This window comes from Novosphingobium sp. TK71 (assembly GCF_055361505.1).
Genome location: NZ_CM143962.1, coordinates 155,483 through 181,310 on the forward strand (window position 1 = coordinate 155,483; position 25,828 = coordinate 181,310).

At 65.8% G+C, this 25,828-nt stretch carries 17 protein-coding genes; 9 read left to right on the forward strand and 8 right to left on the reverse strand.

What is annotated here, in order from left to right; genetic code table 11:
* Positions 1-52: 52 nt before the first annotated feature.
* Both ACXJ16_RS00720 and fghA read left to right on the forward strand, forming a co-directional pair.
* On the forward strand, positions 53-1,165 hold the full coding sequence (locus ACXJ16_RS00720) for an S-(hydroxymethyl)glutathione dehydrogenase/class III alcohol dehydrogenase (RefSeq protein WP_454797596.1): 1,113 nt from the start codon (positions 53-55) through the stop codon (positions 1,163-1,165).
* Positions 1,165-1,995, forward strand: coding sequence for an S-formylglutathione hydrolase (gene fghA / locus ACXJ16_RS00725; RefSeq protein WP_463920988.1), 831 nt, complete (start codon positions 1,165-1,167; stop codon positions 1,993-1,995). Before ACXJ16_RS00720 ends, fghA begins: the two co-directional genes overlap by 1 nt.
* 190 nt (positions 1,996-2,185) lie before the next feature.
* Here the strand turns inward: fghA and ACXJ16_RS00730 are convergent, their stop codons facing one another.
* The 3 genes from ACXJ16_RS00730 to ACXJ16_RS00740 form a co-directional block, all read right to left on the reverse strand.
* A complete protein-coding gene (locus ACXJ16_RS00730; protein ID WP_185996845.1) occupies positions 2,186-3,061 on the reverse strand; it encodes an amidohydrolase family protein in 876 nt (291 codons plus the stop codon).
* Positions 3,054-3,728: a 4-carboxy-4-hydroxy-2-oxoadipate aldolase/oxaloacetate decarboxylase gene (gene ligK, locus ACXJ16_RS00735; RefSeq protein ID WP_185996846.1), complete on the reverse strand. Its 675-nt coding sequence runs from the start codon at positions 3,726-3,728 to the stop codon at positions 3,054-3,056. The genes ACXJ16_RS00730 and ligK overlap by 8 nt, the downstream gene beginning before the upstream one ends.
* A gap of 89 nt (positions 3,729-3,817) precedes the next feature.
* Positions 3,818-4,237: a group II truncated hemoglobin gene (locus ACXJ16_RS00740; protein ID WP_185996847.1), complete on the reverse strand. Its 420-nt coding sequence runs from the start codon at positions 4,235-4,237 to the stop codon at positions 3,818-3,820.
* Positions 4,238-4,531: 294 nt separating this feature from the next.
* Here ACXJ16_RS00740 and pdxR point away from each other — a divergent pair, with 294 nt between their 5' ends.
* The 5 genes from pdxR to ACXJ16_RS00765 all read left to right on the forward strand — a co-directional run bounded on the left by pdxR (position 4,532) and on the right by ACXJ16_RS00765 (position 11,825).
* Positions 4,532-6,004, forward strand: coding sequence for a MocR-like pyridoxine biosynthesis transcription factor PdxR (gene pdxR, locus ACXJ16_RS00745; RefSeq protein ID WP_185996848.1), 1,473 nt, complete (start codon positions 4,532-4,534; stop codon positions 6,002-6,004).
* 104 nt (positions 6,005-6,108) lie between these two features.
* A complete protein-coding gene (locus ACXJ16_RS00750) occupies positions 6,109-7,785 on the forward strand; it encodes an amidohydrolase (protein ID WP_463920989.1) in 1,677 nt (558 codons plus the stop codon).
* A 46-nt stretch (positions 7,786-7,831) separates the two neighbouring features.
* Positions 7,832-8,785: an alpha/beta hydrolase gene (locus ACXJ16_RS00755; RefSeq protein ID WP_463920991.1), complete on the forward strand. Its 954-nt coding sequence runs from the start codon at positions 7,832-7,834 to the stop codon at positions 8,783-8,785.
* Between the two features lie 212 nt (positions 8,786-8,997).
* Positions 8,998-10,620: an NAD(P)/FAD-dependent oxidoreductase gene (locus tag ACXJ16_RS00760; protein ID WP_463920993.1), complete on the forward strand. Its 1,623-nt coding sequence runs from the start codon at positions 8,998-9,000 to the stop codon at positions 10,618-10,620.
* Positions 10,617-11,825 carry a BaiN/RdsA family NAD(P)/FAD-dependent oxidoreductase gene (locus tag ACXJ16_RS00765; protein ID WP_463920995.1) on the forward strand — a complete coding sequence of 403 codons (1,209 nt, stop codon included), beginning with the start codon at positions 10,617-10,619 and terminating at the stop codon, positions 11,823-11,825. The genes ACXJ16_RS00760 and ACXJ16_RS00765 overlap by 4 nt, the downstream gene beginning before the upstream one ends.
* 4 nt (positions 11,826-11,829) lie before the next feature.
* On the opposite strand, the gene ACXJ16_RS00770 is transcribed toward ACXJ16_RS00765, so the two are convergent.
* The 4 genes from ACXJ16_RS00770 to ACXJ16_RS00785 all read right to left on the reverse strand — a co-directional run bounded on the left by ACXJ16_RS00770 (position 11,830) and on the right by ACXJ16_RS00785 (position 17,945).
* A complete protein-coding gene (locus ACXJ16_RS00770) occupies positions 11,830-13,611 on the reverse strand; it encodes a hypothetical protein (protein WP_185996853.1) in 1,782 nt (593 codons plus the stop codon).
* A complete protein-coding gene (locus ACXJ16_RS00775) occupies positions 13,608-15,314 on the reverse strand; it encodes an Hsp70 family protein (RefSeq protein WP_463920997.1) in 1,707 nt (568 codons plus the stop codon). Before ACXJ16_RS00775 ends, ACXJ16_RS00770 begins: the two co-directional genes overlap by 4 nt.
* 164 nt (positions 15,315-15,478) lie before the next feature.
* A complete protein-coding gene (locus ACXJ16_RS00780; RefSeq protein WP_054436329.1) occupies positions 15,479-16,555 on the reverse strand; it encodes a LacI family DNA-binding transcriptional regulator in 1,077 nt (358 codons plus the stop codon).
* Between the two features lie 22 nt (positions 16,556-16,577).
* A complete protein-coding gene (locus tag ACXJ16_RS00785) occupies positions 16,578-17,945 on the reverse strand; it encodes an MFS transporter (RefSeq protein WP_463921000.1) in 1,368 nt (455 codons plus the stop codon).
* A 227-nt stretch (positions 17,946-18,172) separates the two neighbouring features.
* Here ACXJ16_RS00785 and ACXJ16_RS00790 point away from each other — a divergent pair, with 227 nt between their 5' ends.
* Together ACXJ16_RS00790 and ACXJ16_RS00795 are read left to right on the forward strand one after the other, a co-directional pair.
* On the forward strand, positions 18,173-19,291 hold the full coding sequence (locus ACXJ16_RS00790; protein WP_463921002.1) for a glycoside hydrolase family 68 protein: 1,119 nt from the start codon (positions 18,173-18,175) through the stop codon (positions 19,289-19,291).
* A 296-nt stretch (positions 19,292-19,587) separates the two neighbouring features.
* Positions 19,588-24,330 carry an NAD-glutamate dehydrogenase domain-containing protein gene (locus ACXJ16_RS00795; protein WP_324696442.1) on the forward strand — a complete coding sequence of 1,581 codons (4,743 nt, stop codon included), beginning with the start codon at positions 19,588-19,590 and terminating at the stop codon, positions 24,328-24,330.
* 48 nt (positions 24,331-24,378) lie between these two features.
* Here the strand turns inward: ACXJ16_RS00795 and ACXJ16_RS00800 are convergent, their stop codons facing one another.
* Positions 24,379-25,656 carry a cytochrome P450 gene (locus ACXJ16_RS00800; RefSeq protein ID WP_185996858.1) on the reverse strand — a complete coding sequence of 426 codons (1,278 nt, stop codon included), beginning with the start codon at positions 25,654-25,656 and terminating at the stop codon, positions 24,379-24,381.
* Between the last annotated feature and the right edge of the window lie 172 nt (positions 25,657-25,828).

A 25,828-nucleotide genomic window follows, 5' to 3' on the forward strand; every position in this document is an offset into this window, starting at 1 on the left:
CACAGCAAGGCGCGGTCCTACAAAGGCCTTCAGAATTTCAGGAGCATACCCCATGAAGACCCGCGCCGCCGTCGCCTTCGAGGCCAAGAAGCCGCTCGAAATCGTCGAACTCGACCTTGAAGGCCCCAAGGCGGGCGAGGTTCTGGTCGAGATCATGGCGACCGGCATCTGCCATACCGATGCCTACACGCTGGACGGTTTCGACAGCGAGGGCATCTTCCCCAGCGTGCTCGGCCATGAAGGCGCGGGCGTGGTGCGCGAAGTGGGCGCGGGCGTCACCTCGGTGGTGCCGGGCGATCACGTGATCCCGCTCTACACTCCGGAATGCCGCCAGTGTAAGTCGTGCCTCTCAGGGAAAACCAACCTCTGCACCGCGATCCGCGCCACGCAAGGGCGGGGCCTGATGCCGGACGGCACCACGCGCTTCTCCTACAAGGGGCAGCCGATCTACCACTACATGGGCTGCTCGACCTTCTCGAACTTCACCGTGTTGCCCGAGATCGCCGTCGCCAAGATCCGTGAGGACGCGCCGTTCCAGTCCTCTTGCTACATCGGTTGCGGCGTCACCACGGGCGTCGGCGCGGTCATCAACACCGCCAAGGTGCAGGTGGGAGACAACGTGGTGGTCTTCGGCCTTGGCGGCATCGGCCTCAACGTGATCCAGGGCGCGCGCCTTGCCGGGGCGAACAAGATCATCGGCGTGGACATCAACCCCGACCGCGAGGAATGGGGCCGCCGCTTCGGCATGACCGACTTCCTCAATACCAAGGGCATGAGCCGCGAGGACGTGGTCGCCAAGATTGTGCTGATGACCGACGGCGGCGCGGACTATACCTTCGACGCCACCGGCAACACCGAAGTGATGCGCACCGCGTTGGAAGCCTGCCATCGCGGCTGGGGCACCTCGATCGTGATCGGCGTGGCCGAAGCGGGCAAGACCATCGAGACGCGCCCGTTCCAGCTCGTCACCGGCCGCAACTGGCGCGGCACCGCGTTCGGCGGCGCCAAGGGCCGTACCGACGTGCCCAAGATCGTCGACATGTACATGACCGGCAAGATCGAGATCGACCCGATGATCACCCACGTCATGGGCCTGGAAGAGATCAATACCGCGTTCGACCTGATGCACGAGGGCAAGTCGATCCGTTCGGTCGTCGTCTTCTGATGGAGACGGTTTCGACCAACCGGGCGTTCGGCGGGGTACAGGGTGTCTACACCCACGCCTCCGCCGAAACCGGCTCACCGATGACCTTTTCGGTCTTCGTGCCGGATCATGCGCCGGGCACGAAGCTGCCGGTGCTGTGGTTCCTCTCGGGGCTGACCTGCACCCACGCCAACGTCACCGAAAAGGGCGAGTTCCGCCGCGCCTGCGCCGAGCATGGCGTGATCCTCGTCGCGCCGGATACATCCCCTCGCGGAGACGATGTGCCGGACGACGAAGGCTACGACTTCGGCAAGGGCGCGGGCTTCTACGTCGATGCCACGCAGGAACCCTGGAGCGCGAACTTCCGCATGCGCTCCTACATCGAGACCGAGCTTCCCGCCGTGATCGTCGAGCACTTCCCCGCCGACATGGCGCGGCAGGGCATCACCGGCCACTCGATGGGCGGCCACGGCGCGCTGACGATCGCGCTGCGCGATCCGTCGCGCTTCCGCTCGGTCAGCGCCTTTGCACCGATCGTCTCGCCGCTCAATTGCCCATGGGGCGAGAAGGCGCTGACCGGCTATATCGGCGGGGACCGCTCGGCATGGCGCGAATACGACGCCTGCGCACTGATCGAGGACGGCGCGCGCCTGCCGGACCTGCTGGTGGATCAGGGCACGGCCGACGGCTTCCTTGAAGGCCAGCTCAAGACGCATCTGCTGGAGGAGGCTTGCGCCAGGGCGGGCCAGCCTGCGACGATCCGGATGCAGGAGGGCTACGACCACTCCTACTACTTCATCTCGACGTTCATGGCCGAGCATGTCGGCTGGCACGCGGAAAGGTTGAAGTAGAAGAGGAAGACCCGGGGGATGATCCCCCGGACCCTCGGAATATCGACCTTGTGCGCGCAGATGCCTCGTGCACTCCCTGCGCCGCAGGCTTTTTATGTCTCCCGATGCAATCGGCGCGCCAACCGCGAATGCGGGGCGCGCCGAGAAAGTCGGGGGTGCAGGGGCGATGGCCCCTGCTTTTCCCTTTATCTTAAAGCTCTTCCGGCCAGTAAAGCCGCATCGGATTGGTCACGAGCAGCTTCTGCTGAAGCTCCACCGTGGGCGCGATGCGGGGGATCATGTCAACGAGGTGGCCGTCGTCCGGGATGTTGTCCTGCATGTTCGGGTGCGGCCAGTCGGTGCCCCAGATCACGCGGTCCGGATAGTCCGCCACCAGCGGCGCGACTGCTTCGGCGAACTTGTCCCACGGGTCATTCGTCGGGTCGAGACGGTCGGGGCAGGTGGCCTTGAACCAGATGTCGTCCCGGCTTTCGAGCAGCGTGCGGAACGCCTTCATGTCCGCGCCGTCCGGCCCCTGCGTCACGTCCGGGCGGCCCATGTGGTCGATCACGACCGGCACCGGGATCGCGGCGATGAAGGCACGCATTTCCTCGAGGATATCGGCCTCGAAGTAGATCACCACGTGCCAGCCTTCGGGCAGGCGGCCGGCGACTTCGAGGAACTTGTCCTTCGGCGCATCGTCCACAAGGCGCTTCAGGAAGTTGAAGCGGATGCCGCGAATGCCGCCTTCATGCAGCTTCGCGAGGTCCGCGTCCGAGATCGCCGGATCGACCACGGCCACGCCGCGCGCCTTTCCGTCCGACCTGGCGATGGCGTCCAGCGTCGCGGCATTGTCGGTGCCGTGGCAGCTTGCCTGCACGATCACGTTGCGGGCGAAGCCCAGGTGATCGCGCAGGGCGAAGAGCTTGTCCGGCCCGGCGTCCTCGGGAAGGTACTTGGCCTTGGCGCTGAACGGGAACTGCGCCATCGGGCCGAAGACGTGGCAATGCGCGTCAATGGCGCCGGCGGGCGGCGTGTAGAGCGGTTTGCTCGGGGCCGCGTGCCACGAGGTGATCCGCTCAGACATACTTGAGGCCTTCTTTTTCGAGGCGCTCGCGCATCTTGTACATGTCGAGGCCGAGCACGCCTGCGGCCAGCTTCTCGCGCTTTTCGCCTTCGTTGGCTTCGCGGGCCTGCGCGGCGGCGAGCACTTCGGCGGCCTTTTCCCGGGGGACCACGACCACGCCGTCATCGTCGGCCACGATCACGTCGCCGGGATTCACGGCGGCATTGGCGCAGACCACCGGCACGTTGACCGAGCCGAGCGTGTTCTTGACGGTGCCCTGTGCGTGGATCGCCTTGGACCAAACCGGGAATTCCATCTCGGTAAGATCGCGCACGTCGCGCACGCCGGCGTCGATGATCAGGCCGCGGCAGCCGCGCGCGATGGCGCTGGTGGCCAGCAGGTCGCCGAAATAGCCGTCCTCGCAGGGGCTGGTGGGGGCAAGGAGCAGCACGTCGCCTTCCTTGAGCTGCTCGATGGCGACATGGACCATCCAGTTGTCACCCGGAGGGGCGCTGATGGTCACGGCCGAACCGGCAATGCGGGCACCGCGATAGATCGGCGTCATGTAGCTGGCGAGAAGGCCGGTGCGACCCTGGGCTTCATGGACGGTTGCGACGCCGCACTTGGCGAGGCCGTCGATCACGGCGGGGTCGGCCCGCTCGATGTTCTGGACGACGATACCACTCATCACGTGCTCTCCTGCATTATCGAAATTTCAGGCCGTCATTCTAGGCCCGGCGCCGCAGGAAAGGCGAAGGGGATTGCCCTGAGAGGCGATTAGTTCTGGCTAATCGTGGTTTCGGCGGCGGGTTCGTCGGGGACGTTGCGCATCCAGTCGGCAAGGCGGGCCATGGCATCGTCGATGGCGCTTCTTGCTGCTTCGTCGGCCACGGTCTGCGCCAGCGCCCCGCGCATGCACAGCAGCCATGCATCGCGCGCGGCGGAATCGATCGGCACGCGCATATGGCGCTGGCGCATGCGGGGATGGCCGCGCACCGGAGAGAACAGCGCCGGGCCGCCGAGCCATTCGGAAAGGTAGTCCTTCAGCACCTGGCCAAGCGGGGCAAGGTCCTGCGGATGCATGGCGCGGATGGTGCGCGCTGCATCGAGTTCGTCCATGCGGGCATAGAAGCTGTCGACAAGGGCATCGATGGTCGGCGCGCCGCCGATCCGGTCGTAAAGCGTGGTCTCGGTCATGGCGCTTGTCCTTTGGACAGGCAGGCGCGGCAGGCAAGCGGGAAATGAGGCGCTTCTGGCACCCTCTGCGGCGTTCTACCCCTTCTCTGTCGCTCTCTGTCAGGTGCATTTTGCAGGAGATTCAGGGCTTAAGTGATGGATTGAATGATTTTTCCAGATCCTCATGCGTTTTGGGTAACGGCTCCGTAATGGCGCAGTGGTCCGTAAAAATGCCTGTATTGGAAAATTCCCATGGTCCATCGCGGAATGGGATGTTAGCGAAGGAACCTCCTTACGAGGAAGGCGAAAACGAACATGCTGCGTCCCTGGCAGGTCACTCTCGGCGAACGTATCGATCCCGAGCGCGGAACGCCGATCTATATGCAGATCATCCATGCGCTCATCCGGGATATCGAGACCGGGCGGCTCGCTTCGGGCACATACCTGCCGAGCAGCCGCGAACTGGCGGGGGCGCTCGGCGTCAATCGCAAGACCGTGGTGCTCGCCTATGAGGACCTGATCGCGCAGGGCTGGCTTTCCACTGAGGGGACGCGCGGCACCGTGGTTTCGCGCTCGCTGCCCAGCAGCCAGTCGCCGGAAGCGGCGGCTGCCGAGGGCGGGCAGGAAGCGGATCGGCGGTTCGAGCAGACGCATTACCGCTTTTCCGAACCGCCCGAGAGGCCGCTGGCGCTGCCCGGCGGCAAGGGCATCAAGCTGGACGAAGGCGCGCCAGACGGGCGGATTTTCCCGGCAGACCAGCTTGCCCGCGCCTATCGCTCGGCGATCAGCCGCGCCTCGCGCGCCAATCGCCTGCAATACCGCGATCCGCGCGGTTCCGAACTGCTGCGGGAACAGATCGCCGAGATGCTGCGCAGCCAGCGCGGACTGCCCGTGACCCCGGCCAATATCTGCATCACCAGGGGCAGCCAGAACGGCCTGTTCCTCGCGCTTCAGGTGCTGATCGAACCGGGCGATGCGGTGATCGTGGAGGAACTGACCTATGAGCCCGCCGTCGCCGCGATCCGCGCTTTGGGCGGCAAGGTGATCCCGGTGGGGCTAGACGACGAGGGGATCGACGTGGGCGAGGTCGAGGCGATGTGCCGCCGCCACTCGGTGCGCGCGGTGTTCCTGACGCCGCACCATCAGTTCCCCACCACGATCGCGCTTCGCCCGGAACGGCGGCTGCAATTGCTTGAAATCGCAAGACAGTTTGGTGTCGCGATCATCGAGGACGATTACGACCACGAATTTCATTTCCAGTCTCAGCCGCTGTTGCCGATGGCGGGCTATGCGCCGGGGCAGGTGCTTTATCTGGGGTCGATGTCGAAACTGCTGCTGCCGGCGCTGCGCATCGGCTTCCTTGCTGCGCCCGAAGCGGTGATCGACGCCGTGGCGCACCGGGTCTCGCTGACCGACGGCATGGGCAATACCGTTACCGAGGAAACCGCCGCCGAACTCATCCGCAACGGTGAACTGCGCCGCCATGCCCGCAAGGCGTGGCGTGTCTATTCCGAACGCCGCCAGTCCTTCGCGGCCTTGCTTGACGCGCATCTCGGCGAACATGTCGATTTCGCGGTCCCGGACGGCGGGCTTGCGTTCTGGGTGAAGTTCCGCGGCGATCTCGACCGGATGGAGGAGCGCGCACGGGCGCAGGGCCTGCGTTTCGCCAGCTACCGCTCGTTCATGGCGCGCGATACCGCGCCGCGGGGGCTGCGGCTCGGCTTCGCCAGTCTCAACGATACGGAAGCGACAAGGGCGATCACCGCGCTGGCGGAGGCTGCGCGGTAGGGAGGCGGACTGGACCCGTCGGGTTTTTTCGAATTGGCCGTTTCGGGCTCCACCGCGCCCGCTCATGTTCGGAAGAAGACTTCCACCACCCGACGGGACGCAAGATGACAGCACTAAACCGCCGAAACTTCATCACCCGCACCGCCGGCGCCGCAGCGGCCGGGCTTTTCTATAGGCAGGCGGCGTGGGCGCGGGGCGTTCCGGTGGATACGATCTACACCAACGGCCGCATCTGGACGGGCGAGGGGCGCGAGATATTCACAGACGCCATCGGCCTCGTCGGCTCGCGCGTGGTGGCGCTGGGGGCAGAGGCCACGCGGAGCCTCGCGGACAAGCGGACGCGGGTCGTCGATCTTGGCGGAGCGTTCGTCACGCCCGGCTTTACCGATTGCCACGTCCACTTCACCATGGGCTCGGCCACGATCGGCCAGCCTTCTCTTCGAGAGGCGCACAATCGCGAGGCTTTCGTGAAAGTGATTGCCGACGCGGCCAAGGCGATGCCGGCGGGGGAATGGCTGCTCGGCGGCAACTGGGACAACGATTCCTGGGGCGGCGAACTGCCGAGCCGCGACTGGTTCGATACGGTGAGCCAGCAGACGCCCGTCGCCGTGGTCCGCTACGACTTGCATATGATCGTGCTGAATTCGTTGGCGCTCAGGATGCTGAACCTCGGCGAGGATACGCCCGATGTGGCCGGCGGCGTGATCGTTCGAGACGGCAAGGGCCGCCTTACCGGCGTGTTCAAGGACGCCGCCAAGGACATGGTGATCGAGCGCATTCCGCGCCCCACCGACGCGCAGATCGATGCAACGAACCGCCGGGGCATCCAGCTTGCCCTGTCAAAGGGGGTGACGCAGGTTCACGAGACCGGGATCGACTGGAACACCTTCGAATCCGCGCGCCGGATGCGGGTTTCTGGCAATCTGCCGTTCCGCTTCTATGCGATGACCCCGCTCAAGGACTGGCAGAAGCTCGACGCGATCATCAAGGCCGAGGGGCGCGGCGATGAATTCGTGCGCTGGGGCGGTTGCAAGGTCGTGTTCGACGGGTCGCTCGGCTCGCGCACGGCGCTGTTCTACGAGCCTTATCTCGACGATCCCAAGACGCAGGGCATCACGGTGACCGATCCTGACGAGATGCGATCGCTCATGCTGGCGGCGGATGCTGCGGGCCTCCAGATCGCCACGCATGCCATCGGGGACCGCGCCAATGACATGGTGCTCGATTTCTGGGCGGAGGTGGTTAAGGTCAATGGCCCGCGCGATCGGCGGGGGCGCATCGAACATGCACAGCACCTCAACCCCGCATCCATCGGCCGTTTCGCCGAACAGGGAGTGATCGCCTCGGTCCAGCCGTTCCATGCCGTGGACGACGGCCGCTGGGCGGTGCGCCGTATCGGCCCGGAACGGCTCAAGACCACATATGCTTTCGAATCGCTCATCAGGAGCGGCGCGCATGTCTCGTTCGGTTCGGACTGGCCGGTGGCGCCGATCGATCCGCTGACCGGGCTCAAAGCGGCGGTGCTGCGCCAGACGCTCGACGGGGCCAATCCGAACGGCTGGTATCCCGAACAGAAGGTCGAGATCCATGACGCGCTGCTCGCCTATACGCGCGGCGCTGCTTTCGCCGGACGATCGGAGGCAGACACCGGCACGCTTTCGCCGGGGAGACTCGCGGACTTCGTGATCTGGGACCGCGACCTGACCGCAATCGATCCGGCCGATCTGGACAAGGCCAAGGTCGTTTCGACCCACCTTGGCGGAACGAAAGTCTACGGCTGAAACGCTTCGATCTTCCCGGATTTCCGTCTCGGTTGCGCAGGATTCGATGGCACGGTTTCCCAATGACGATGTCGATCCCGAAATCCGGTCATGGCTGACCGCGATGTTCGCCGCCTCGGCGGCGCTCGGCTCGCGGCCGGGGATTTCGGTCTCCGAGCGACGTGCGATTGCCGAACGGCAGCGGGAGCCATGGCGAGCGGGCGGCCCGGCGATGGCCGCCGCGGATGAGTTCCATGTCGGAGCCTCCTGCGTGCGAATCCGCATTCACCGGCCCTCCGTCGAAGCGAACCTGCCCGTGCTCGTCTACCTTCACGGCGGCGGATGGACCCTGTTCAGCATCGACACCCATGACCGGCTGATGCGGGAATATGCAGGCCGAGCCGGCTGCGCGGTGCTGGGCATCGATTATCCGCTGGCGCCGGAGCAGCGCTTCCCTTGCGCCATCGAGGCGATCACGGAGGTACTGGACTGGCTTGCCGGTGCAGGGGCGGCGCACGGCCTGGACCCGGCGCGTTATGCACTGGGCGGAGACAGTGCGGGCGCGAATCTCGCGGTTGCCGCAGCCCTGCGCCACAGGACCGTCGGGGCTGTGATGCCGCTTGGCCTTCTGCTCAATTATGGCGCTTGGGACGGCACCTGGACAGGAAGCTATCGCCGTTATGGGGATGGCGATCGCTACATGCTCACCGGGCCGGAGATGGACGAATTCTGGGCGAGCTATCTCGGCCAGGAGCCGGTTGACGATCCGCTCGCCCGGCCGCTTCATGCAGAGCTTGGGGGGCTTGCGCCTTCATGGCTCTGCGTAGCCGAATGCGATGTGCTGCTTGACGAGAACCTTGAGATGGCGGCGCGACTCGCGAAAGCAGGCGTGGCGACCGAACTGCGCGTCTATCCGGGCACCACGCATAGCTTCCTCGAAGCCGTTTCCGTTTCGGGTCTTGCCGATCGGGCGATTGGCGAGGCTTCGCAATGGCTTGCGGGAATTCTCGCCGAAAGGTGATCGACAAGGCGCGCGCTTTTGGGGTGAACCGCCCGGGAAGGTGAACTCTCCCTCACTGCTGCGCTCCGGTTTACGGGCACATCGCCGGGGCGAGGGCGCGTTGTGAGCCGTTGGGGATTTTCTTTCCGCTTCAAGCGGGTTTGCCATAACGGCACCCCGCCGGCCCCGCAAAGCCGTGGCGTCCTGGACCGAACGGGTATAAGGGCCCGCGAATGTTACGCTTGTCCGACCTTACCCTGCCGCTCGACCATGCCCCTGAGGAACTCGACGCCGCCGTCTGCGCGCGGCTGGGGATCGAACCCGGCGCTCTCGAGCGCGTCACGGTGGTGCGCCGCGGTAATGACGCGCGGCGCAAGAACGCGATCAAGCTGGTCTACACGCTGGACGTGCTGGTGAAGGACGAGGCCAAAGTGCTGGCGGCGCATCATGGCGACCAGCACGTGCGCCCGACGCCGGATACGTCATACAAGTTCGTCACCCATGCGCCGGAAGGCTTCGATGGCCCGCGACCGGTGGTAATCGGCGCCGGTCCCTGCGGACTGCTGGCCGCGCTTGTTCTCGCGCAGATGGGCTTCAGGCCGATCATCGTCGAGCGCGGCAAGGCCGTGCGCGAGCGGACGAAGGATACCTGGGGGCTCTGGCGCCGCTCGGTGCTCGATACCGAGAGCAACGTCCAGTTCGGCGAGGGCGGAGCGGGCACGTTTTCCGACGGCAAGCTCTACAGCCGCATCAAGGACAGTCGCCACCTCGGCCGCAAGGTGCTGACCGAATTCGTCAAGGCCGGTGCGCCGGACGACATCCTTACCGAGGCCCACCCGCATATCGGCACGTTCCGTCTCGTCACCATGGTGATGTCGATGCGCGAGACGATCGAGCAGCTGGGCGGCGAATACCGTTTCGGCACCCGCGTCGACGATTTCGAGGTCGCGCAGGGTGAGGACGGCGAGCGCCGCATCACCGGCCTGCATCTCTCCAACGGAGAATTCCTGCCCGCCACCCACGTCATCATGGCGGTGGGCCATTCCGCGCGTGATACTTTCGAGGTGCTGCACGGCCGCGGCGTCCATATCGAGGCCAAGCCGTTCGCGATCGGCGTGCGCATCGAGCATCCGCAGAGCTGGATCGACACGGCGCGTTATGGCGACAACGCGGGCAACAAGATCCTTGGTCCTGCCGCCTATTCGATTGCGCACAAGGCTTCGAACGGGCGCACAGTCTACAGTTTCTGCATGTGTCCGGGCGGGCGGGTCGTGGCGGCGGCAAGCGAGCCGGGCCGCGTCGTCACCAACGGCATGAGCCAGTATTCGCGCGCCGAGTTCAATGCCAATTCCGGCCTCGTGGTCGATATCGATCCGGACAAGGACTACCCCGGCGATCCGCTGGCGGGCATCGCCTTCCAGCGCAAGTTCGAGGAACTGGCCTACAAGGCCGGCGGTGAAAACTACAAGGCGCCCGGCCAGAAGCTGGGCGATTTCCTGGCCGACCGGCCTTCGAGCGAGTTCGGCGAAGTGATTCCGAGCTATCAGCCTGGTGTCCACCTGACCGAACTCAAGCAGTGCCTGCCCGATTTCGTGGTGGATGCGATCCGCGAGGCGCTGCCGGTGTTCGGCCGACAGGTGCCGGGTTACGATCACCCCGACGTGGTGATGACGGGCGTGGAAACGCGCACGTCATCGCCGGTTCGGATCACGCGCGGCAAGGACCTGCAGAGCCTCAATACGCGGGGGCTTTACCCTGCGGGCGAAGGGGCGGGCTACGCCGGGGGCATCCTCTCGGCTGCGGTTGACGGCATCCGCGTGGCCGAAGCGCTCGCGTTGGATCTGGCGCCGGCATGACGGCATCCACGGCGGGCATCGTGCCATACGATGTCATCGTTCTCGGCGCCGGCGCGGCCGGGCTGTTCTGCGCGGCGACTGCCGGACAGCGCGGCAAGCGCGTGCTGCTGCTCGACCATGCCGATCAGCCGGGCAAGAAGATCCTGATCTCGGGCGGCGGGCGCTGCAACTTCACCAACGTTCACACCGCGCCCGACCGCTACCTTTCGGGCAATCCTCACTTCGCGAAATCCGCGCTCAGCCGTTATACTGCGGCCGATTTCATTGCGCTGGTCGATGCCTATGGCATCGCCTGGCACGAAAAGACGCTGGGTCAACTGTTCTGCGACGGTTCGGCCAGGCAGATCGTGGCGATGTTGCTGGAGGAATGCGCCAAGGGCGGCGTCGCAGTGAACTGCGGCGATGCGCTTGGTGAAATCGATCATGCCGACGGGGTCTACCGCGTCGCTTTCGGCGAGCGCATGGCGACGGCCCCGGCGCTCGTGATCGCGACCGGGGGGCCTTCGATCCCGAAAATGGGCGCGACCGGGATCGCCTATGACCTGGCCCGCAAGTTCGGGCTCAAGGTTGTCCAGCCGCGCCCCGCCCTGGTGCCGTTGACGCTTTCGGGCGACGAGGCCTTGTTCCGCGAGTTGTCCGGCGTGTCGACCGAGGTCGTCGCGCGCATAGACGGCAAGGCGGGCGGCAAGGCCGCGTTCCGCGAGGCGGCGCTGTTTACGCACCGCGGGCTCTCCGGCCCGGCCATCCTCCAGATATCGAGCTACTGGCAGCGCGGACAGACCGTGACGACGCAGTTCCTGCCGGACCGGGGCGAAGGCTGGCTGAGGGACGCCAAGCGCGATCGCCCGCGCACGGCGCTCCGCAAGGTGCTGGGCGAAGGACTGCCGGAACGGCTGGTGGATGTGCTGTGCGAAAGGCTCGGCCTGAACGGCGAACTCGGCGCCATGTCCGACAAGGCGCTCGCGGCGGCCGAAGCGAAGCTGGCGCGCTGGCCGTTCGTGCCGGACGGTTCGGAAGGCTTCGCCAAGGCGGAAGTTACCGCCGGGGGAATCGATACCGGCGGCATCTCCTCCAAGACGATGGAGGCTCGCAAGGTTCCGGGGCTGTATGTGATAGGCGAGGCTGCTGACGTGACGGGCTGGCTTGGCGGCTACAATTTCCAATGGGCCTGGGCCAGCGCGCGGGCAGCGGGGTTGGCGGTCTGACGCTTCAGAGCGTCATCAGGATATCCCTGCGGTTCTTGCCCCGCCAGCCCAGCGTCTTGTCGAGCAGGGCGATGGTGACGGCGCAGCGGTTGGCATCGCTGCTCTTGCCCTGCATCGCTTCGGCGACCTCGCTCTGGCTGAGTTTGGTGGCTTTCATCACGTCTTCGATGAGCGTGCCGGGGACCATCGCGCTGTGCTGGTCGCTGGCCTTGGGCGCTCCGAGGGCATGGCTTTCTACCAGTTGCACGGCATAGTCGCGCTCCTTGCCGCGCAGTTCGGGCGAAACCTCCAATGAGTCCAGCCAGCCGGAGTTGCCCAGTTGGCGACAGGCGGATGCTCCCTGTTCGCGCGCCGCGCGAAGTTGGCCGAGGCGCAGCCGCATCGCCTTTTCGAACAAGTCGCCCGAAAGGTCCCGTCCGTTCCGGTAGCTGCGTTCGCGAACGATCGCGATGGCCTTGTCGATCAGGACCGGCTCTTCCTCGCCGGTCTTCACGCCGTTGCGGGCATTGGCGGTGAAGACTTGCGCCAGTTCCGGCTGGAACGTCTGGAGCCAGTTCATGTCGCGATCCTCGCCAAAGGCTTCCCTGATCGAAGCCTGGACGATCCGGGTAACGGCGCCGTCTCCGGGCACCGTTTCCGCTTCCTCGCCCTGAGCTTCCAGCGGGCTTGCGGCGGCGACCCGGTCCGGCCGCGAGGATGGGGAGTTCGAAGTCTGCGCGACGGCGAGCACGATGGCGAAGGCGATGAGGCCGAGGGCGACCAGAAGCCCGGTCATGAACGGATTGCCGCCCTCCCACGAGGCGACGCGTTCGGGAGCGAAATGCGATTCGAGCTCGGGAAAATTCTTGCGCACCCCGCGCAGCAGCGCGTCCACATCCCCCTGGCTCGGGCCGCTGAGCATGCGGAAAGGGCTTGCCTTGCCGGGACGGACAAGTTCGTTCCACGCCTTGTTGTAGCGATGGCCGGGTTGGAGGACGTTCTGCTGGAAGCGGTAGCCACGCAGCCTTGCGCCAAGGAAAGCCACGCCGGCGCGCGCGTCATGGGCCGCCCATTCGCGCTCCCAGCCGAAAGCGGCATTGGCATCTTCCAGAAGCGGCGCGGAGCGCGGCCAGCCGCGTGCCAGGACTTCGGCCAGCCAGTCTTCTATCTGCTGCTGGCGCGTGACGTGGGACTGCGCCGCATCGTCGAGAATCTTGCGCAGGGCCCGCGTCGCCTGCCGGGCTTCGGTCTCGGTCAGAGGCTCTGCCGCGGTCTCGCTCTCGGGATCGAGAAGGATCGCGAGCCGTTCCGCCGGGCTTTCGCCGGGGCGCAGGCCAAGGGCATCGTCGGCTGCGTGATTGCCGGGGAGGAACGGGGCGGTGAAGGGATCGATCGTGGTGAGCGGAATGCCCGCGCCGCTCACGCCTTCCCGCGCGGCGGCCGCCGCCCAGGCCATGCGACCAAGCATCGTCGAATCGTCCGGCTCGCCGGGACGGGCGGCCAGATCGGTACCCGTCTGCCATTCACCCGGAAGTTCCGGCGCGGCGTAAGTCCAGCGTGGAGGCGCCTCGGGTGAGGGGCCGAATTCCGGCTCCGCAGCGGTTTCGGCTTCCTCTTCCACCGGCGGGAGGTCGATGTTGCGGGCGAGGCGCAGGGCCAGGTCCCGGGCTTGCCGCAACTGAGCGAAGCCGGTGACATCCCTGTCCACATCCATCGCCTTCAGCCGCGCGGCATAGGCTTTGCGGATGGCTGCGCTATCGGAGGTCTTCTCGATGCCCAGGATCGACCAGGGCGCGCCGTCGCTCATAATGGCCCCGCGCTCTCGATTTCATCGAGCCGGGCGGCCAGCATCGTGCGGGCATCGGCAATGCGGCGCGGATCCTGCGTGTCGAGCGCGCCGGCGAACTGGGTTATCCAATGGCCGATCGCCTGCCGCACCTCGCCGATGTGGTCTTCGTAGCAGCGTTCCGCGCGCGCCATCAGCGCCACGTTGCCTGCATCCTCGCGCGGATGGAACTTGAGCTTCGCGAGCGCGGCGCGGCGGCTTTCCAGTTCCCTGCGGTCCGGCCGGTCCTCTTCATCGACGATGACGAGATTGCGTTCGATGCCGCTGGCCGGCACGTGGACGTCGATCTCGAGCAGGCCGGAACTGTCGTAGGAAAAACGCACTTCCGCAGAGACTTCTCCGGCCGGGCGCGCCGGGACCGGGATCGTGATCTCGCCCAGCTTGACGTTGCCCTTCACTTCGCGCGCTTCGCCTTGGTAGATGCCGAATTCCAGCTTCTTCTGGTTGTCTCCCAGGGTGGAGTAGACGTTCATGCGGCTGATCGGCACCGGCGTGTTGCGCTCGATCACCGGAGAGAACAGCCCGCGCTGAAGGCCGCCGTAACCGTCCTGCTCGGCCACTTCCACGCCAAGGGTGAAGGGGCAGACGTCGGTAATGCGGATTTCGTCCAGCGCGGCATCGCGGCCTACCAGCGCGGCCTGCATCGCAGCGCCCAGCGCCACGGCATGGTCGGGGTGGACCGAGCTGTTGGGAAACCGGCCGAACAGGCGGGTGATCGCGCGGCGCACCACCGGCATGCGCGTGGCACCTCCCACCAGCACCACTTCGGACAGTTCGGCCGCATCGATCGCGCAGTCACGCAATGCGCGTACCACGGGTTCACGCAGGCGGCGCAGCAACGGCTCACAGGCCGCCTCGAACTCTGCTTCGGTCACGGTGGCGGCAAGGCGCTCCTCGCCGACGACCACGGCGAATTCGGCTTCGTTCGCGGAACTCAGCGTGCGGCGGCAGGCTTCGGCGGCGCGCTTGAGCAGTGCTTCGCGGTGTTCGGCCGAAAGCGATTCAAGCCGGTGCTCCGGATCGATGCGCGGCTTCATCAGGGCGGCCAACACCAGGTCGAAATCGTCGCCGCCAAGACGGTTGTCGCCCGCGGAAGCGCGGACCTCGACGATGCCGTCGAACATCTCGACGATGGAGACGTCGAACGTGCCGCCGCCTAGATCGAAGACCAGGAACGGTTCGCGGTCGCCCTTGTCCTGAAGGCCGAAGGCCAGCGCGGCGGCGGTCGGTTCGTTGATCAGGCGGCGCACGGTGAGGCCGGCCAGTTCGCCGGCGCGGCGCGTGGCCTTGCGCTGGCGGTCGTTGAAGTAGGCCGGTACGGTGATCACCGCCTCTGTCGGGCGTTGACCCATGAGGGCCTCGACATCGCTCACCAGCGCGCCGAGTACCAGCGCGGACAGGTCCTCCGCCCCGTAGTCCCTCCCGCCCAGCCGCGCGGTGCTGGCGGTGCCCATCAGGCGCTTGAAACTGCTGGCGGTATCCTGAGGCCAGTTCGCGAGCCTATCCAGCGCGGAGCGTCCGATCCATGCCTGCCCGCTTTTCTCGATGGAGACAGCCGAGGATGTGAGAAGTTCGCCGAGGGCGTTCGGGACGAGCGTGGCTTCGCCGTCGCGCCAGATCGCAACGGCACTGTTCGTCGTCCCCAGATCGATACCGATCAGCATGGCGCCATGCCGCTCACTTTCAGAGCCACCTGAAAATTTCCCCTCATTGTCGCACTTTGCCGCCGGAAACGTGATTCCGGTTCGGGCCCAACGCTGACTAGCGTCATAGATCCGTTACCGGAAGCATGAAGTGGCGGGGAAAAAGAGTGAGGCGTGAGCGGGTATCAGGCCCGCGTTGTCTGGCGTATCACCAGCTTGGGCGGCATGACGAGGCTGAGGGTGGTTTCACCCTCGATCCGCGCCTTGAGTTTCTCCACTAGCGCGCGGGCGCCCTCCGCTATCTCCTGACGGATGGTGGTGAGGGGCGGCGTTGTTTGCGCGGCGAGAGGAAGGTCGTCGAAACCGACGATGCGGACTTGCCCGGGAACGGACCGGCCCATGTCGTGCAGCGCGCGCAGCGCGGACATGGCGACAAGGTCTGAGGCTGCGACGATCCCGTCTATCTCGAGATCGGCGCGGGACAGGGCTTCCTCGATCTGCGGCCCCATCGATGCATCGGCCAGTTCGACGGGGAGATAGGCGAAGGGCGCGCCCGCCGCTTCGGCAGCCGCTGCCGCGCCGCGAAAGCGGGTGGCGATCTCGATCCCGCCGGTCTGACCGAGGAAGGCGAGATTGCGGGCCCCGCTTGCGAGCAGGTGTTCCACCGCGATGCGGCCGCCTGCTTCATTGTCTGTGCCGACGGCGCAGTGCGTCTGCCCGCTGCGGTAATGGCCCCATACCACCATGGGCCGGTAGCTCTGGGCGGCGCGTTCAATCAGGTGGTACTGGTCGGACTGGCCGATGACGATAAGGCCGTCCACCATGCCGGAGCCGGTGAGACGGTCCAGCCAGTTCGACGTGCCGTCGGGCATGGCGCGGCTGAGCATGACGTCGAAGCCGCTTTCGGTCAGTTCGTCCGCAAGATGGCCGAGCAGGGTCAGGAAGAACGGATCGGAGATGTGCTGGCGTTTCTCGTGGCTCAGCGGAATGACGACGCCGATCACCCCGGTTCGCCCGGTACGCAGCTTGCTGGCCATCTGGTTCGGCTGGAACCCGTGCTGGCGGGCGAGCGCCTGGATGCGATCGCGGGTTTCGGGATTGACGAGCGCTTTCCCCGCCAACGCCCGCGATACCGTGCCCGCTGAAACGCCGGCGATGCGCGCCAGATCGGCGAGCGTGCGCACTTGCAACCTGATGCCACTTTCGCTCGTGCGATCGGTGTCATCCTCTACCGTGATTGTCGGTTCTACCTTGCCGGCCATCCAACTTCCCTTTTTCCGGCCATTAACAGTTCGAATCCCGCGGCGGAAGCGGGGCATCGGAATATCGTTCGCGTGTCCCTTCATGTGGCAGGCGGGAAGGGCCGACGAACCACGTCGCACCTGCACCGGCCAGCATGAAGATCCCGGCCAGGATCAGCGCGGCGCGCGGATCGGAGGCCAGCAGGGGGTTATAGAGCAATGGCACCGTCAGCGTCTCGATCAACATTGGAATCACGATTAAAATATTGAAAATCCCCATGTACACTCCGACCCGGTCATGCGGGATTGCTTCGGCAAGCATGACGTAGGGATTGGCCATCATGCCGGCCCAGCCGAGGCCTACGCCCAGCATCAGGAAAGCGAGCACGGCAATGGAGGGGGCGGCGGGGATCAACAGCATGGCAAGCCCGGACGCGGCGAGGCAGGCGACATGCACTTTCCGGGCTCCCAGACGCCGAACGAGCGGTATCAGTGCCAGCGCGCCCAGGAATGCGACGGTATTGTAGAGCGCGCCCAACTCCTGCGCGGCAAGCGTCGCCGCGCGATAGGCGGGAGTGGCCGGACTGGCAGTGTCGAACAGCGATCGTGCGATCGCCTCGGTAATGTACTGCCAATAGACGAACATCGCGTACCATTGGCAAAGCATCGCCGGGATCATCCTGCGCATCGGCCGCGGCATCTCGTGCAGGGCTTGCACCACTTCGCGCAGCAGGGCGCGGGGCCTGAAGCTCTTTCCGGCGATGGCGGCATGTTCTTGCGGTGCGAGGGGTAGTTCGGGAACGCGCAGGATCGACCAGACGATCGTCGAGACGGAGAGCACGGCCCCGATCGTGAAGGCGGCCCGCACGATGACCGGTATTCCGTTAGGGCCGAGCAGTTCGCGGTCGATCATGAAGGCCAGAAGCGAGGGAGCGAGGTAGGCAAGGGTCTGGGCAAGCCCGGTGAAGGCGCTTTGGGTGAGGAATCCGGTGGCCTGTTGTTCCGGCGAGAGACGGTCGGCAATGTAGGCGCGGTAGGGCTCCATCGTTACATTGTTGCCGGCATCCAGCAGCCAGAGCAGGGCCGCCGCCGCCCAGAGCGCGGGAGAATGCGGCATCGCCAGAAGGCAGAGCGAGCAGAGCACTGCACCGATCAGGAAGTAGGGCGTTCGCCGCCCCATTCTCGATCGGGTGCGGTCGCTCATCGCGCCGATCAGCGGCTGTACCAGCAGCCCGGTTGCAGGGCCGGCGAGCCAGAGCAGTGGCAGGCTGGCCTCGGATGCGCCGAGCGTGCGGTAGATCGGGCTCATGTTGGCCTGCTGCAGGCCGAAGCTGAACTGGAGCCCGAAGAAACCGGCGTTCATCTCGCAAATGCGCAGCAGCGAGAGTTTCGGCCTTCGGGCAGGATGCATAGACTGGTCTCCGAAATGACGCGGCCCATCTGCGGCGTAACCGGACGCACGGCCTGTTCGATTTCGGAATGGCCGCGGTCGGAATTGCAAAGGAATGCAGGATTTTCGGTCCCAAGGCGACCCCGGTTGAATCCACTACGGTTCTATGCGTACTTGACGTGAAGGGAGGGATGTCTTGCAATCCATTGCGCATCCGGGGCCTATTCGTGCGGGGGGACAGCCGTTTCATGTCGGACACCGAGATCGCGATTTCGCCGCTGCGCTGGTCGCCCGCCGATCTTTCCCGTTTGTCGGGCAACACGATCAACCGCGCACCTGTCATCGACAAGGTGGCGCGGGACACGCCGGGGCTCGACGTGTGGGATTCCTGGCCGCTTGCCGATGGTGACGGAAGGCCGGTTCCATGGCGTGGCGGCGAACTGTGGTTCGCGCTTGCCGCTGACGTATTCGACGATCCCGAACAGCGTCACGCCCATGCCCGCATCCATCATTTCCATCGTACTGCCGCAGGCTTCCATCATCTCGGGCAGACCTTCCGGGAAGGTTTCACGCCCGGTAGCCGCGAATGGTCGGGCTCGGCGAAGTTGGATGCCGGCCAGGTCGTGCTGCGCTTCACGGCGGCAGGTGAGAGGGGGGAGCACGTGCCCTCGTTTCGGCAGCGCCTGTTCGCGAGCCGGGCACGACTGGCCGACGAGGGGCAGGTTTTCAGTGATTGGACCGAACCGGAGGAGATCGTTGCACCGGCGGACCTCTTCTACATGAGCCGTCACGAGGGCGCCGGGCGGAGCGGGCAGATCAAGGCTTTCCGCGATCCGGCACCCTATCGCGCGCCCGACGGGCGGAGATACCTGCTGTTCACGGCCTCCTCCGCCGCCAGCGAGGAGGCTTACAACGGCGTCATCGGCTTCGCTCGTCAGGAGGACGACGGAACCTATCGCAAGTTGCCGCCTGCGATCGATGCTGCAGGCGTGAACAACGAACTCGAACGCCCGCATGTCGTTGTGCATGATGGCCGGTGCTACCTGTTCTGGTCCACGCAAGCACACGTATTCGCGCCGGGAGTGGAGGCACCGACCGGGCTCTACGGCGCTGTAGCGTCGGATATCCGCGGTCCGTGGCACCTGCTCAACGGGCACGGGCTCGTCTTTGCCAATCCCGAGCGAGAGCCGTTTCAAGCCTATAGCTGGTGGGTGCTCCCTGACCTGACCGTAGCCAGCTTCGTCGATTACTGGGGGCTCGACGATCCGAACGCCCTTGCCAAGCCCCAAGGGCGCGCGCGGTTCGGCGGGACATTCGCACCTTTCCTCAAGCTGCGGCTGAGTGGCCGGAACGCCTCTCTCGAGTGATACCGGCGGAGCGTTCGTCTTCCAGATGCAAATTATTCAATTTCGCGCGGTTAAACGAATATTGCGCGATAGGGAAATGGCGTTACAACTCCGCCTAACGCCGAACAGACCGGCCGGTCGCTTCGGGCTGCTGTGGTGCAAGGTCGCATCACCGGAAAGGCTACACCGCTACCCTTGCCAAAAAAGGGCTGGCGGTGGATGCCGGATCGCACGACCGGCCCTATATTTGTCGTGGGGCAGCTGACGCGCCGCGAAACGCGCAGTTGCCGCATGCCGTTGATTTGCGGGAGAATGCAATGAGCGCAGACGATCTGACCGCCGCCCCCAAGACCCGATCCAAAGCCGGACGGAAGGCTTCCGCGCTGCAACCGGCGCTGGCTGCGCGCATTCGCGATTCGCTGCTGCCCGGCGATGTGGCGAGCGACACGCCCGATGGCAGTGCCTGGGTTGAAGAAGCGGCGCATGTGCTGCTCGCGCTTGCTGCGCACCGTGAGCCCGGCAAGGCGGTGATCGACATCGCTTCGGAGAACGAGGAGCGGCGTTATCTGCGCATCGCGCTCGTCAACGACGACATGCCGTTCCTGGTGGATTCAGTGGCGGCAGCGGTTGCCGAGGCAGGGCTCGTCATCGATCGCCTGGCCCATCCCGTCGTGTTCGTCGAACGCGATGCCCAGGGTGAACTGGCCGCGCTGCCCGATGCCGCAACGGCCGGTACGCGCCGCGAATCGATGATCTACATCGAGACCGACCGCATCGATGCGCGGCAGCGCCGGGATCTCCAGGCGGCGCTGGAAACCACGCTGGCCGATGTGCGTGTTGCCGTTGCGGACTGGCCCCGCATGGTCGAGGCGATGGACGCCGATGCCGACCGCGTGGACGACAGCGAAGGCGCGGAACTGCTGCGCTGGTTCGCCGGCGGTATGCTGACCCAGCTCGGCCATGTAACCCGCTACCGCGACGGGACGCATGCCGACCTGCTCGGCGTGTGCAAGCGCGACGCGCGCGATCTCCTGTCGGATGCCAGCTACGATCGCGCTTTTGCGGTGTTCGATGCCCAGCTCGCAGCGGGCGAGGTGCGTTCGCCGATGGTCATCAAGGCCAATGTCATCGCCACCGTGCACCGCCGCGTGCCGTTCGACCTGTTCCTGGTGCCGGTGATCGAGGACGGGAAGCTGATCGCGCTTTCGGTTCACGCGGGCATGTGGACGAGCGCCGCGCTCGCGGCAGCGCCTGACCGGGTTCCGCGCTTGCGCCGCCTGCTGGCAGGTCTGGGCGCCAAGCTCGGCTTCGATCCGGGTGGCCATACCGGCAAGGCGCTGGCCCATGCCATGACCAGCCTGCCGCACGATCTGGTTCTCGGCTTCGGCGAGGCTGACGTCGAGCGCTTGGCGACGACGATGACCGCGCTGGTGGACCGGCCGCGTCCGCGTCTGGTCGTTACCACTTCGCCGCTCTCGCGCCACCTGTTCGCCTTCGTCTGGATCGCGCGCGACACGCTCTCCACGCAGATGCGCAAGCGCATTCAGGCAATGATCGAGGAAGCCGCGCAAGCGCCGACGCTGGACTGGTCGCTCAGCGTCGAGGCGGGCAACCTTGCCATGCTGCGCTATACGGTCGATATTCGCGACGGCGCCCAGGTGCTTGACGAAGAGGCGCTCGATCGCCGCTTGCAAGTCATGCTGCGCGGCTGGGGCGAGGCGGTCGAGGCCGCACTTGCCCAGACGCTGGAGCCGGGCCGTGCCGCCGCAATCGCCACGCGCTATGCCGATGCCTTCCCGATGGCCTATCGCAGCGATTATGGCCCGGCCGAAGCCGCGCTCGACATTGCGCATATGCGCGGTCTCGTGGTGGGCGATGCCGGCACCGACTTGCGCGGCAGCCGCGGGGTGCGCCTCTATCAGCACGATGGCGGCGAGGCGCCGCAGCTTCGCCTCAAGATCTACCAGGCCGAAGGCAGTTTGCCGCTGTCCGATGCCGTGCCCGCGCTGGAGAATTTCGGCTTCCGCGTGCTCGCCGAGATGCCTACTCCGCTCGACAAGGGCCGGATCGGCACGATCCATGATTTCACGCTCGCGCTGCCGTCCGGTAGCGAAGTGCGCGAAGTGCTCAAGCTGGCGCCGATGATCGAGGACGCCCTGGCCGGCGTGCTCAATAACCTTGCCGAGAACGATCCTTTCAACCGTCTCGTCCCCGGGCTCGGCCTGTCCAAGCGTGAGGCGGACTGGCTGCGCGCCTGGTATCGCTACTTGCGGCAGGCAGGCATGCATTTCGGGATCGGCACTGTGGTCGATGCTCTTCTTGGCGCACCGGCGGTCACGCTGGGTATCGTCGATCTGTTCCGCGGCATTCACGATCCTGCCTTCAAGGGAGATCGCGCGCAGGCCAAGGCACAGGCGCAGGAGGCGATCCGTGCGGGCCTTGCCAATGTCAGCGCCATCAACGACGACCGCGTGCTGCGCGCTTTCCGCGATGTCGTCATCGCCATGCTGCGCACCAATGCCTTCGCGCCCGCGGCGCAAGTCGCGCTGGCCTTCAAGCTCGATTCCGCGCTGGTTCCGGGGCTGCCCAAGCCGCTGCCGTGGCGCGAGATCTTCGTCTATTCGCGCCGGGTCGAGGGCATTCACCTGCGCGCCGGGCCGGTTGCGCGCGGCGGCCTTCGCTGGTCCGATCGCCGGGACGACTATCGCACCGAAATCCTCGGACTGATGAAGGCGCAGCGCGTGAAGAACGCTGTCATCGTGCCGACCGGCGCCAAGGGCGGCTTCTATCCCAAGCAGCTGCCCGACCCTACCCTCGACCGCGCCGGCTGGGCGGCCGAGGGGCAGGCGAGTTACGAGGTGTTCATCGGCACCCTGCTGTCGATCACCGACAATATCGTGGCGGACAAGGTGGTCCATCCCGAGGCGGTGGTGATCCTCGACGGCGAGGATCCCTACTTCGTGGTCGCGGCCGACAAGGGAACGGCCAAGTTCTCCGACGTGGCCAACGGCATCGCCGAATCGCGCGACTTCTGGCTCGACGACGCTTTCGCCAGCGGCGGCTCCAACGGTTATGACCACAAGGCCATGGGCATTACCGCGCGCGGCGCGTGGCTTTCGGTGCAGCGCCACTTCCTTGAAATGGGCGTCGACGTGCAGAGCGACCCGGTCCGCGTGATCGGCTGCGGCGACATGTCCGGCGACGTGTTCGGCAACGGCATGCTGCTCTCGAAGTCGCTCAAGGTGGTGGCCGCCTTCGATCACCGCCATATCTTCCTCGATCCCGACCCGGATGCGGCAAAGAGCTGGGCCGAGCGCAAGCGCATGTTCGACCTGCCGCATTCGAGCTGGGACGATTACGACAAGGCCCTGATTTCGCAGGGCGGCGGCGTGTTCTCGCGCAAGTCTAAATCGATTACCTTGACGAACGAGGTGCGCGAGGCGCTTGGTATCGAGGCGACGGAACTGGACCCGGAATCGCTGATCTCGGCGATCCTCTGGGCGCCGGTCGACCTGTTGTGGTTCGGCGGCATCGGCACTTACGTGAAGTCCTCGGGCGAGAACAACGCCACCGTGGGCGATCCGGCCAACGACGCGCTGCGCGTCAGCGCCAACGAACTGCGCGTGCGCGTGATCGGGGAGGGCGCCAACCTCGGCGTCACCCAGGCCGCGCGCATCGAATTCGCTTCGCGCGGCGGGCGGATCAACACCGACTTCATCGATAACTCGGCGGGCGTTGATTGTTCGGACAACGAGGTCAACATCAAGATCGCGCTGGCCGCCGCCAAGCGGGCCGACAGGCTCACCGAGGAAGAGCGCGTCGAACTGCTGCGCGAGATGACTGACGAGGTTGCCGAACTGGTGCTGGAGGACAACCGTCTCCAGGCGCTGGCGCTCTCGATCGCCGAGCGCGGCGGGGCCACTGCGATGCCTTCGCACATCCGCCTGATCGAGACGCTGGAAGAAGGCGGCAACCTTGATCGCAAGACCGAAGGGCTGGCCGACAACGAAGCGCTGGGCCGCCGCGCACAGGACGGGCGCGGGTTGACCCGTCCCGAACTCGCGGTGCTGCTCTCGAGCGGCAAGCTGGTGCTGCAAGCCGCGATCGAGGCCTCCGACCTCGCTACCGACGCCACGCTCCAGCCGATGCTGCTCGCGGCGTTCCCGCAGCCGATGCAGGCGAAGTATGCCCGGTTCATCGAAGGCCATCGCCTCGCCGGTGAGATCATCGCGACCAAGCTGGCCAATCGGATCGTCAACCGGCTCGGCATCGTCCATCCCTTCGAACTGGCCGAGGAAGAGGGCGCTGACCTGTCGCAGGTTGCCGCAGCGTTCGCACTGGCGGTGAAGTTGTTCGATCTCGACGTGCTGTGGGAGCGTCTCGAAGTCGCACCGATGTCGGAAGACGCGCGTATTGCGCTGTTCGACCGCACGGCGGGCGTCGTGCGCGGCCACATGGCCGACCTGCTGCGCGCCGGAGCCGGACAGGTTCCGCCGGCCGAACTGCTCGAACGCATCGGTGCCCCGGTCGCCGCGCTGTCGGTGGATACGCATGAACTGCTCGGCGAACGCATCGTCGTGCATTCCAGGAAGCTGCGTGCGGGCCTGCTCGAACTCGGGGCTCCGGAAGAAGAGGCGGCGCTGGTCTCCAATCTCTACGACCTCGACGGAGCGGTGGGCATCGCCGATCTCGCCGCCGAGACCGGGATCGACGCGCGCCGGCTGGTGGGGGCCTTCACCCGCATCGGCGCCGGACTGGGGCTTGACTGGGCGCAGGCCAGCGCCACGATCATGAACCCGTCGGACCCATGGGAACGCCTGCTCGTCGCCGGCCTCGCCCGGGACTTCCAGCAGATGCGGCTCGACTTCCTCAAGCGTCTGGCGCGCACGAAGTCGGGCAAGTCCGACCCGGCGGCGGCGGCCGAGGAATGGGGCCGCGCACATATCGCCGCGATCCAGACTTTCCGCTCGATGGTCCAGCGTGCGGAGAACACCGTGCCGCTGAGCCCGGCCATGCTGGCCCAGATCGCCAGCCAGGCGCGAAACCTCCTCGGACGCTAGGAGCCGGAAAAACAGGGGCAGGAGGCGGCGGCCTCCTGCCCTTTTCCGTTACGGCGCGTCCCAGACGATCGGCAGGTTGCGGATCGAGAGCAGTCCCGGAAACACCGCCGTATCCGCGCCGGGCTTGACCCGGAATTCGGGAATGCGCGTGAACCATTCTTCCAGCAGCAGCCGAAGCTCGCGCCGGGCGAGATGGGCGCCAAGACAGATATGGACCCCGCCGACAAAGGTGAAATGGCGGTTCGCCTTGCGTTCGGGATCGAAGGTTCGCGGATCGTCGAATCGCGCGGGATCGAAGTTGCCGGAAGGATTGAGGCAGGCGAACGTGTCGCCCTTGCGGATTTGCACGCCGTGCCACTCGAAATCCTTCGTGGCGGAACGGGACGAGGAGAGGATCGGCTGGGTGCGCAGGAATTCCTCGACCGCCGAGTTGATGATCGCCGGATTCTCGCGGATGCGCTTTTGCAGTTCGGGCTGGAGCGCGAGGCGGCGGAACATCTGCGCGATCGTGGCCGCCACGGTATCGAGCCCGCCCAGCCACAGGAACCAGACCATGCCGATCTTCTCGTCCTCGGTCGGCGCGCGGCCCTCGATCTTTCCGTGCACGATCGAGGAGACGAGATGCTCGTCGGGATGGACTTCCTTCTCGGCGATGAAGGCGCGCAGGAATTCGAGCACGCCGCGCAGCGCCGCCTGCATCTTTTCGAGGCTGCCCGAGTGAAGGATGTCCCACTCCCAGTCCAGGAACTGCTCGAACTTCTCGTCCGGAAAACCCATCAGGCCCATGAAGATGCGCACGGGATAGACCCGTGCGAAATCCCAGGCCATGTCCACTTCGCCCTTGTCCGCCACGGCGTCGATCATCTCGGTGACGACCTTGCGGATGCGGGGTTCCAGTTCGCGGGTGATCCGCGCCGGTGAGAAATAGGGCATCAGGTAGAGCCGGTACTTGGAATGGTCCGGCGGATCGATGGCCAGCGGGATCGACTTGAACGTCTCTCCGATCAACCGCTGGAATTCCGCCGTGCCCGCGTTCGAGAAGTGCGCGTTGTCGGTATAGACGCGCTCGATATCCTCATAGTGGCTGACGACCCAGCTGCCCGCGCGATTGCCGCTGATCGCGCCGAGGCCGTGGCGGGCGGGCGGATTGTAGAGCAGGCGCGGGATCTCCGGGCCGGATAGCCATTCGCAGGGTTCGTAAGGGTCCAGGAGGTCGTTGGGCTGGCCGCCCATGGCGAAGCCGAGGTCCACGATGCGATCCTTCGGAACGTTGTCCGGTGCATCGAAATCGACTCGGATGTCGTCGAGCGTGTGCATCTGTGGCATAGTGTCGTCTCCCGAGGCCATGGATGCCCGGGCATCCTCCCCGCGGCAAGGCGCAGAGACCGATGCGCGCGGCCCGGCAGCGGCTCCTAGGACATTCATCGTCTCGGCGTTGGGCTCTTCGATTGCTTGCAGCCGCTCAGGTTGCGACATGGGTTCCAACACATCTTTTGGG

What these genes read in the sequence shown, in the direction of transcription:
- ACXJ16_RS00720 (WP_454797596.1), top strand. Translation starts at nt 53, where the DNA reads ATGAAGACCCGCGCCGCCGTCGCCTTCGAGGCCAAGAAGCCGCTCGAA.
- fghA (WP_463920988.1), top strand. Translation starts at nt 1,165, where the DNA reads ATGGAGACGGTTTCGACCAACCGGGCGTTCGGCGGGGTACAGGGTGTC.
- ACXJ16_RS00730 (WP_185996845.1), bottom strand. Translation starts at nt 3,061, where the DNA reads ATGTCTGAGCGGATCACCTCGTGGCACGCGGCCCCGAGCAAACCGCTC.
- ligK (WP_185996846.1), bottom strand. Translation starts at nt 3,728, where the DNA reads ATGAGTGGTATCGTCGTCCAGAACATCGAGCGGGCCGACCCCGCCGTG.
- ACXJ16_RS00740 (WP_185996847.1), bottom strand. Translation starts at nt 4,237, where the DNA reads ATGACCGAGACCACGCTTTACGACCGGATCGGCGGCGCGCCGACCATC.
- pdxR (WP_185996848.1), top strand. Translation starts at nt 4,532, where the DNA reads ATGCTGCGTCCCTGGCAGGTCACTCTCGGCGAACGTATCGATCCCGAG.
- ACXJ16_RS00750 (WP_463920989.1), top strand. Translation starts at nt 6,109, where the DNA reads ATGACAGCACTAAACCGCCGAAACTTCATCACCCGCACCGCCGGCGCC.
- ACXJ16_RS00755 (WP_463920991.1), top strand. Translation starts at nt 7,832, where the DNA reads ATGGCACGGTTTCCCAATGACGATGTCGATCCCGAAATCCGGTCATGG.
- ACXJ16_RS00760 (WP_463920993.1), top strand. Translation starts at nt 8,998, where the DNA reads ATGTTACGCTTGTCCGACCTTACCCTGCCGCTCGACCATGCCCCTGAG.
- ACXJ16_RS00765 (WP_463920995.1), top strand. Translation starts at nt 10,617, where the DNA reads ATGACGGCATCCACGGCGGGCATCGTGCCATACGATGTCATCGTTCTC.
- ACXJ16_RS00770 (WP_185996853.1), bottom strand. Translation starts at nt 13,611, where the DNA reads ATGAGCGACGGCGCGCCCTGGTCGATCCTGGGCATCGAGAAGACCTCC.
- ACXJ16_RS00775 (WP_463920997.1), bottom strand. Translation starts at nt 15,314, where the DNA reads ATGCTGATCGGTATCGATCTGGGGACGACGAACAGTGCCGTTGCGATC.
- ACXJ16_RS00780 (WP_054436329.1), bottom strand. Translation starts at nt 16,555, where the DNA reads ATGGCCGGCAAGGTAGAACCGACAATCACGGTAGAGGATGACACCGAT.
- ACXJ16_RS00785 (WP_463921000.1), bottom strand. Translation starts at nt 17,945, where the DNA reads ATGCATCCTGCCCGAAGGCCGAAACTCTCGCTGCTGCGCATTTGCGAG.
- ACXJ16_RS00790 (WP_463921002.1), top strand. Translation starts at nt 18,173, where the DNA reads ATGTCGGACACCGAGATCGCGATTTCGCCGCTGCGCTGGTCGCCCGCC.
- ACXJ16_RS00795 (WP_324696442.1), top strand. Translation starts at nt 19,588, where the DNA reads ATGAGCGCAGACGATCTGACCGCCGCCCCCAAGACCCGATCCAAAGCC.
- ACXJ16_RS00800 (WP_185996858.1), bottom strand. Translation starts at nt 25,656, where the DNA reads ATGCCACAGATGCACACGCTCGACGACATCCGAGTCGATTTCGATGCA.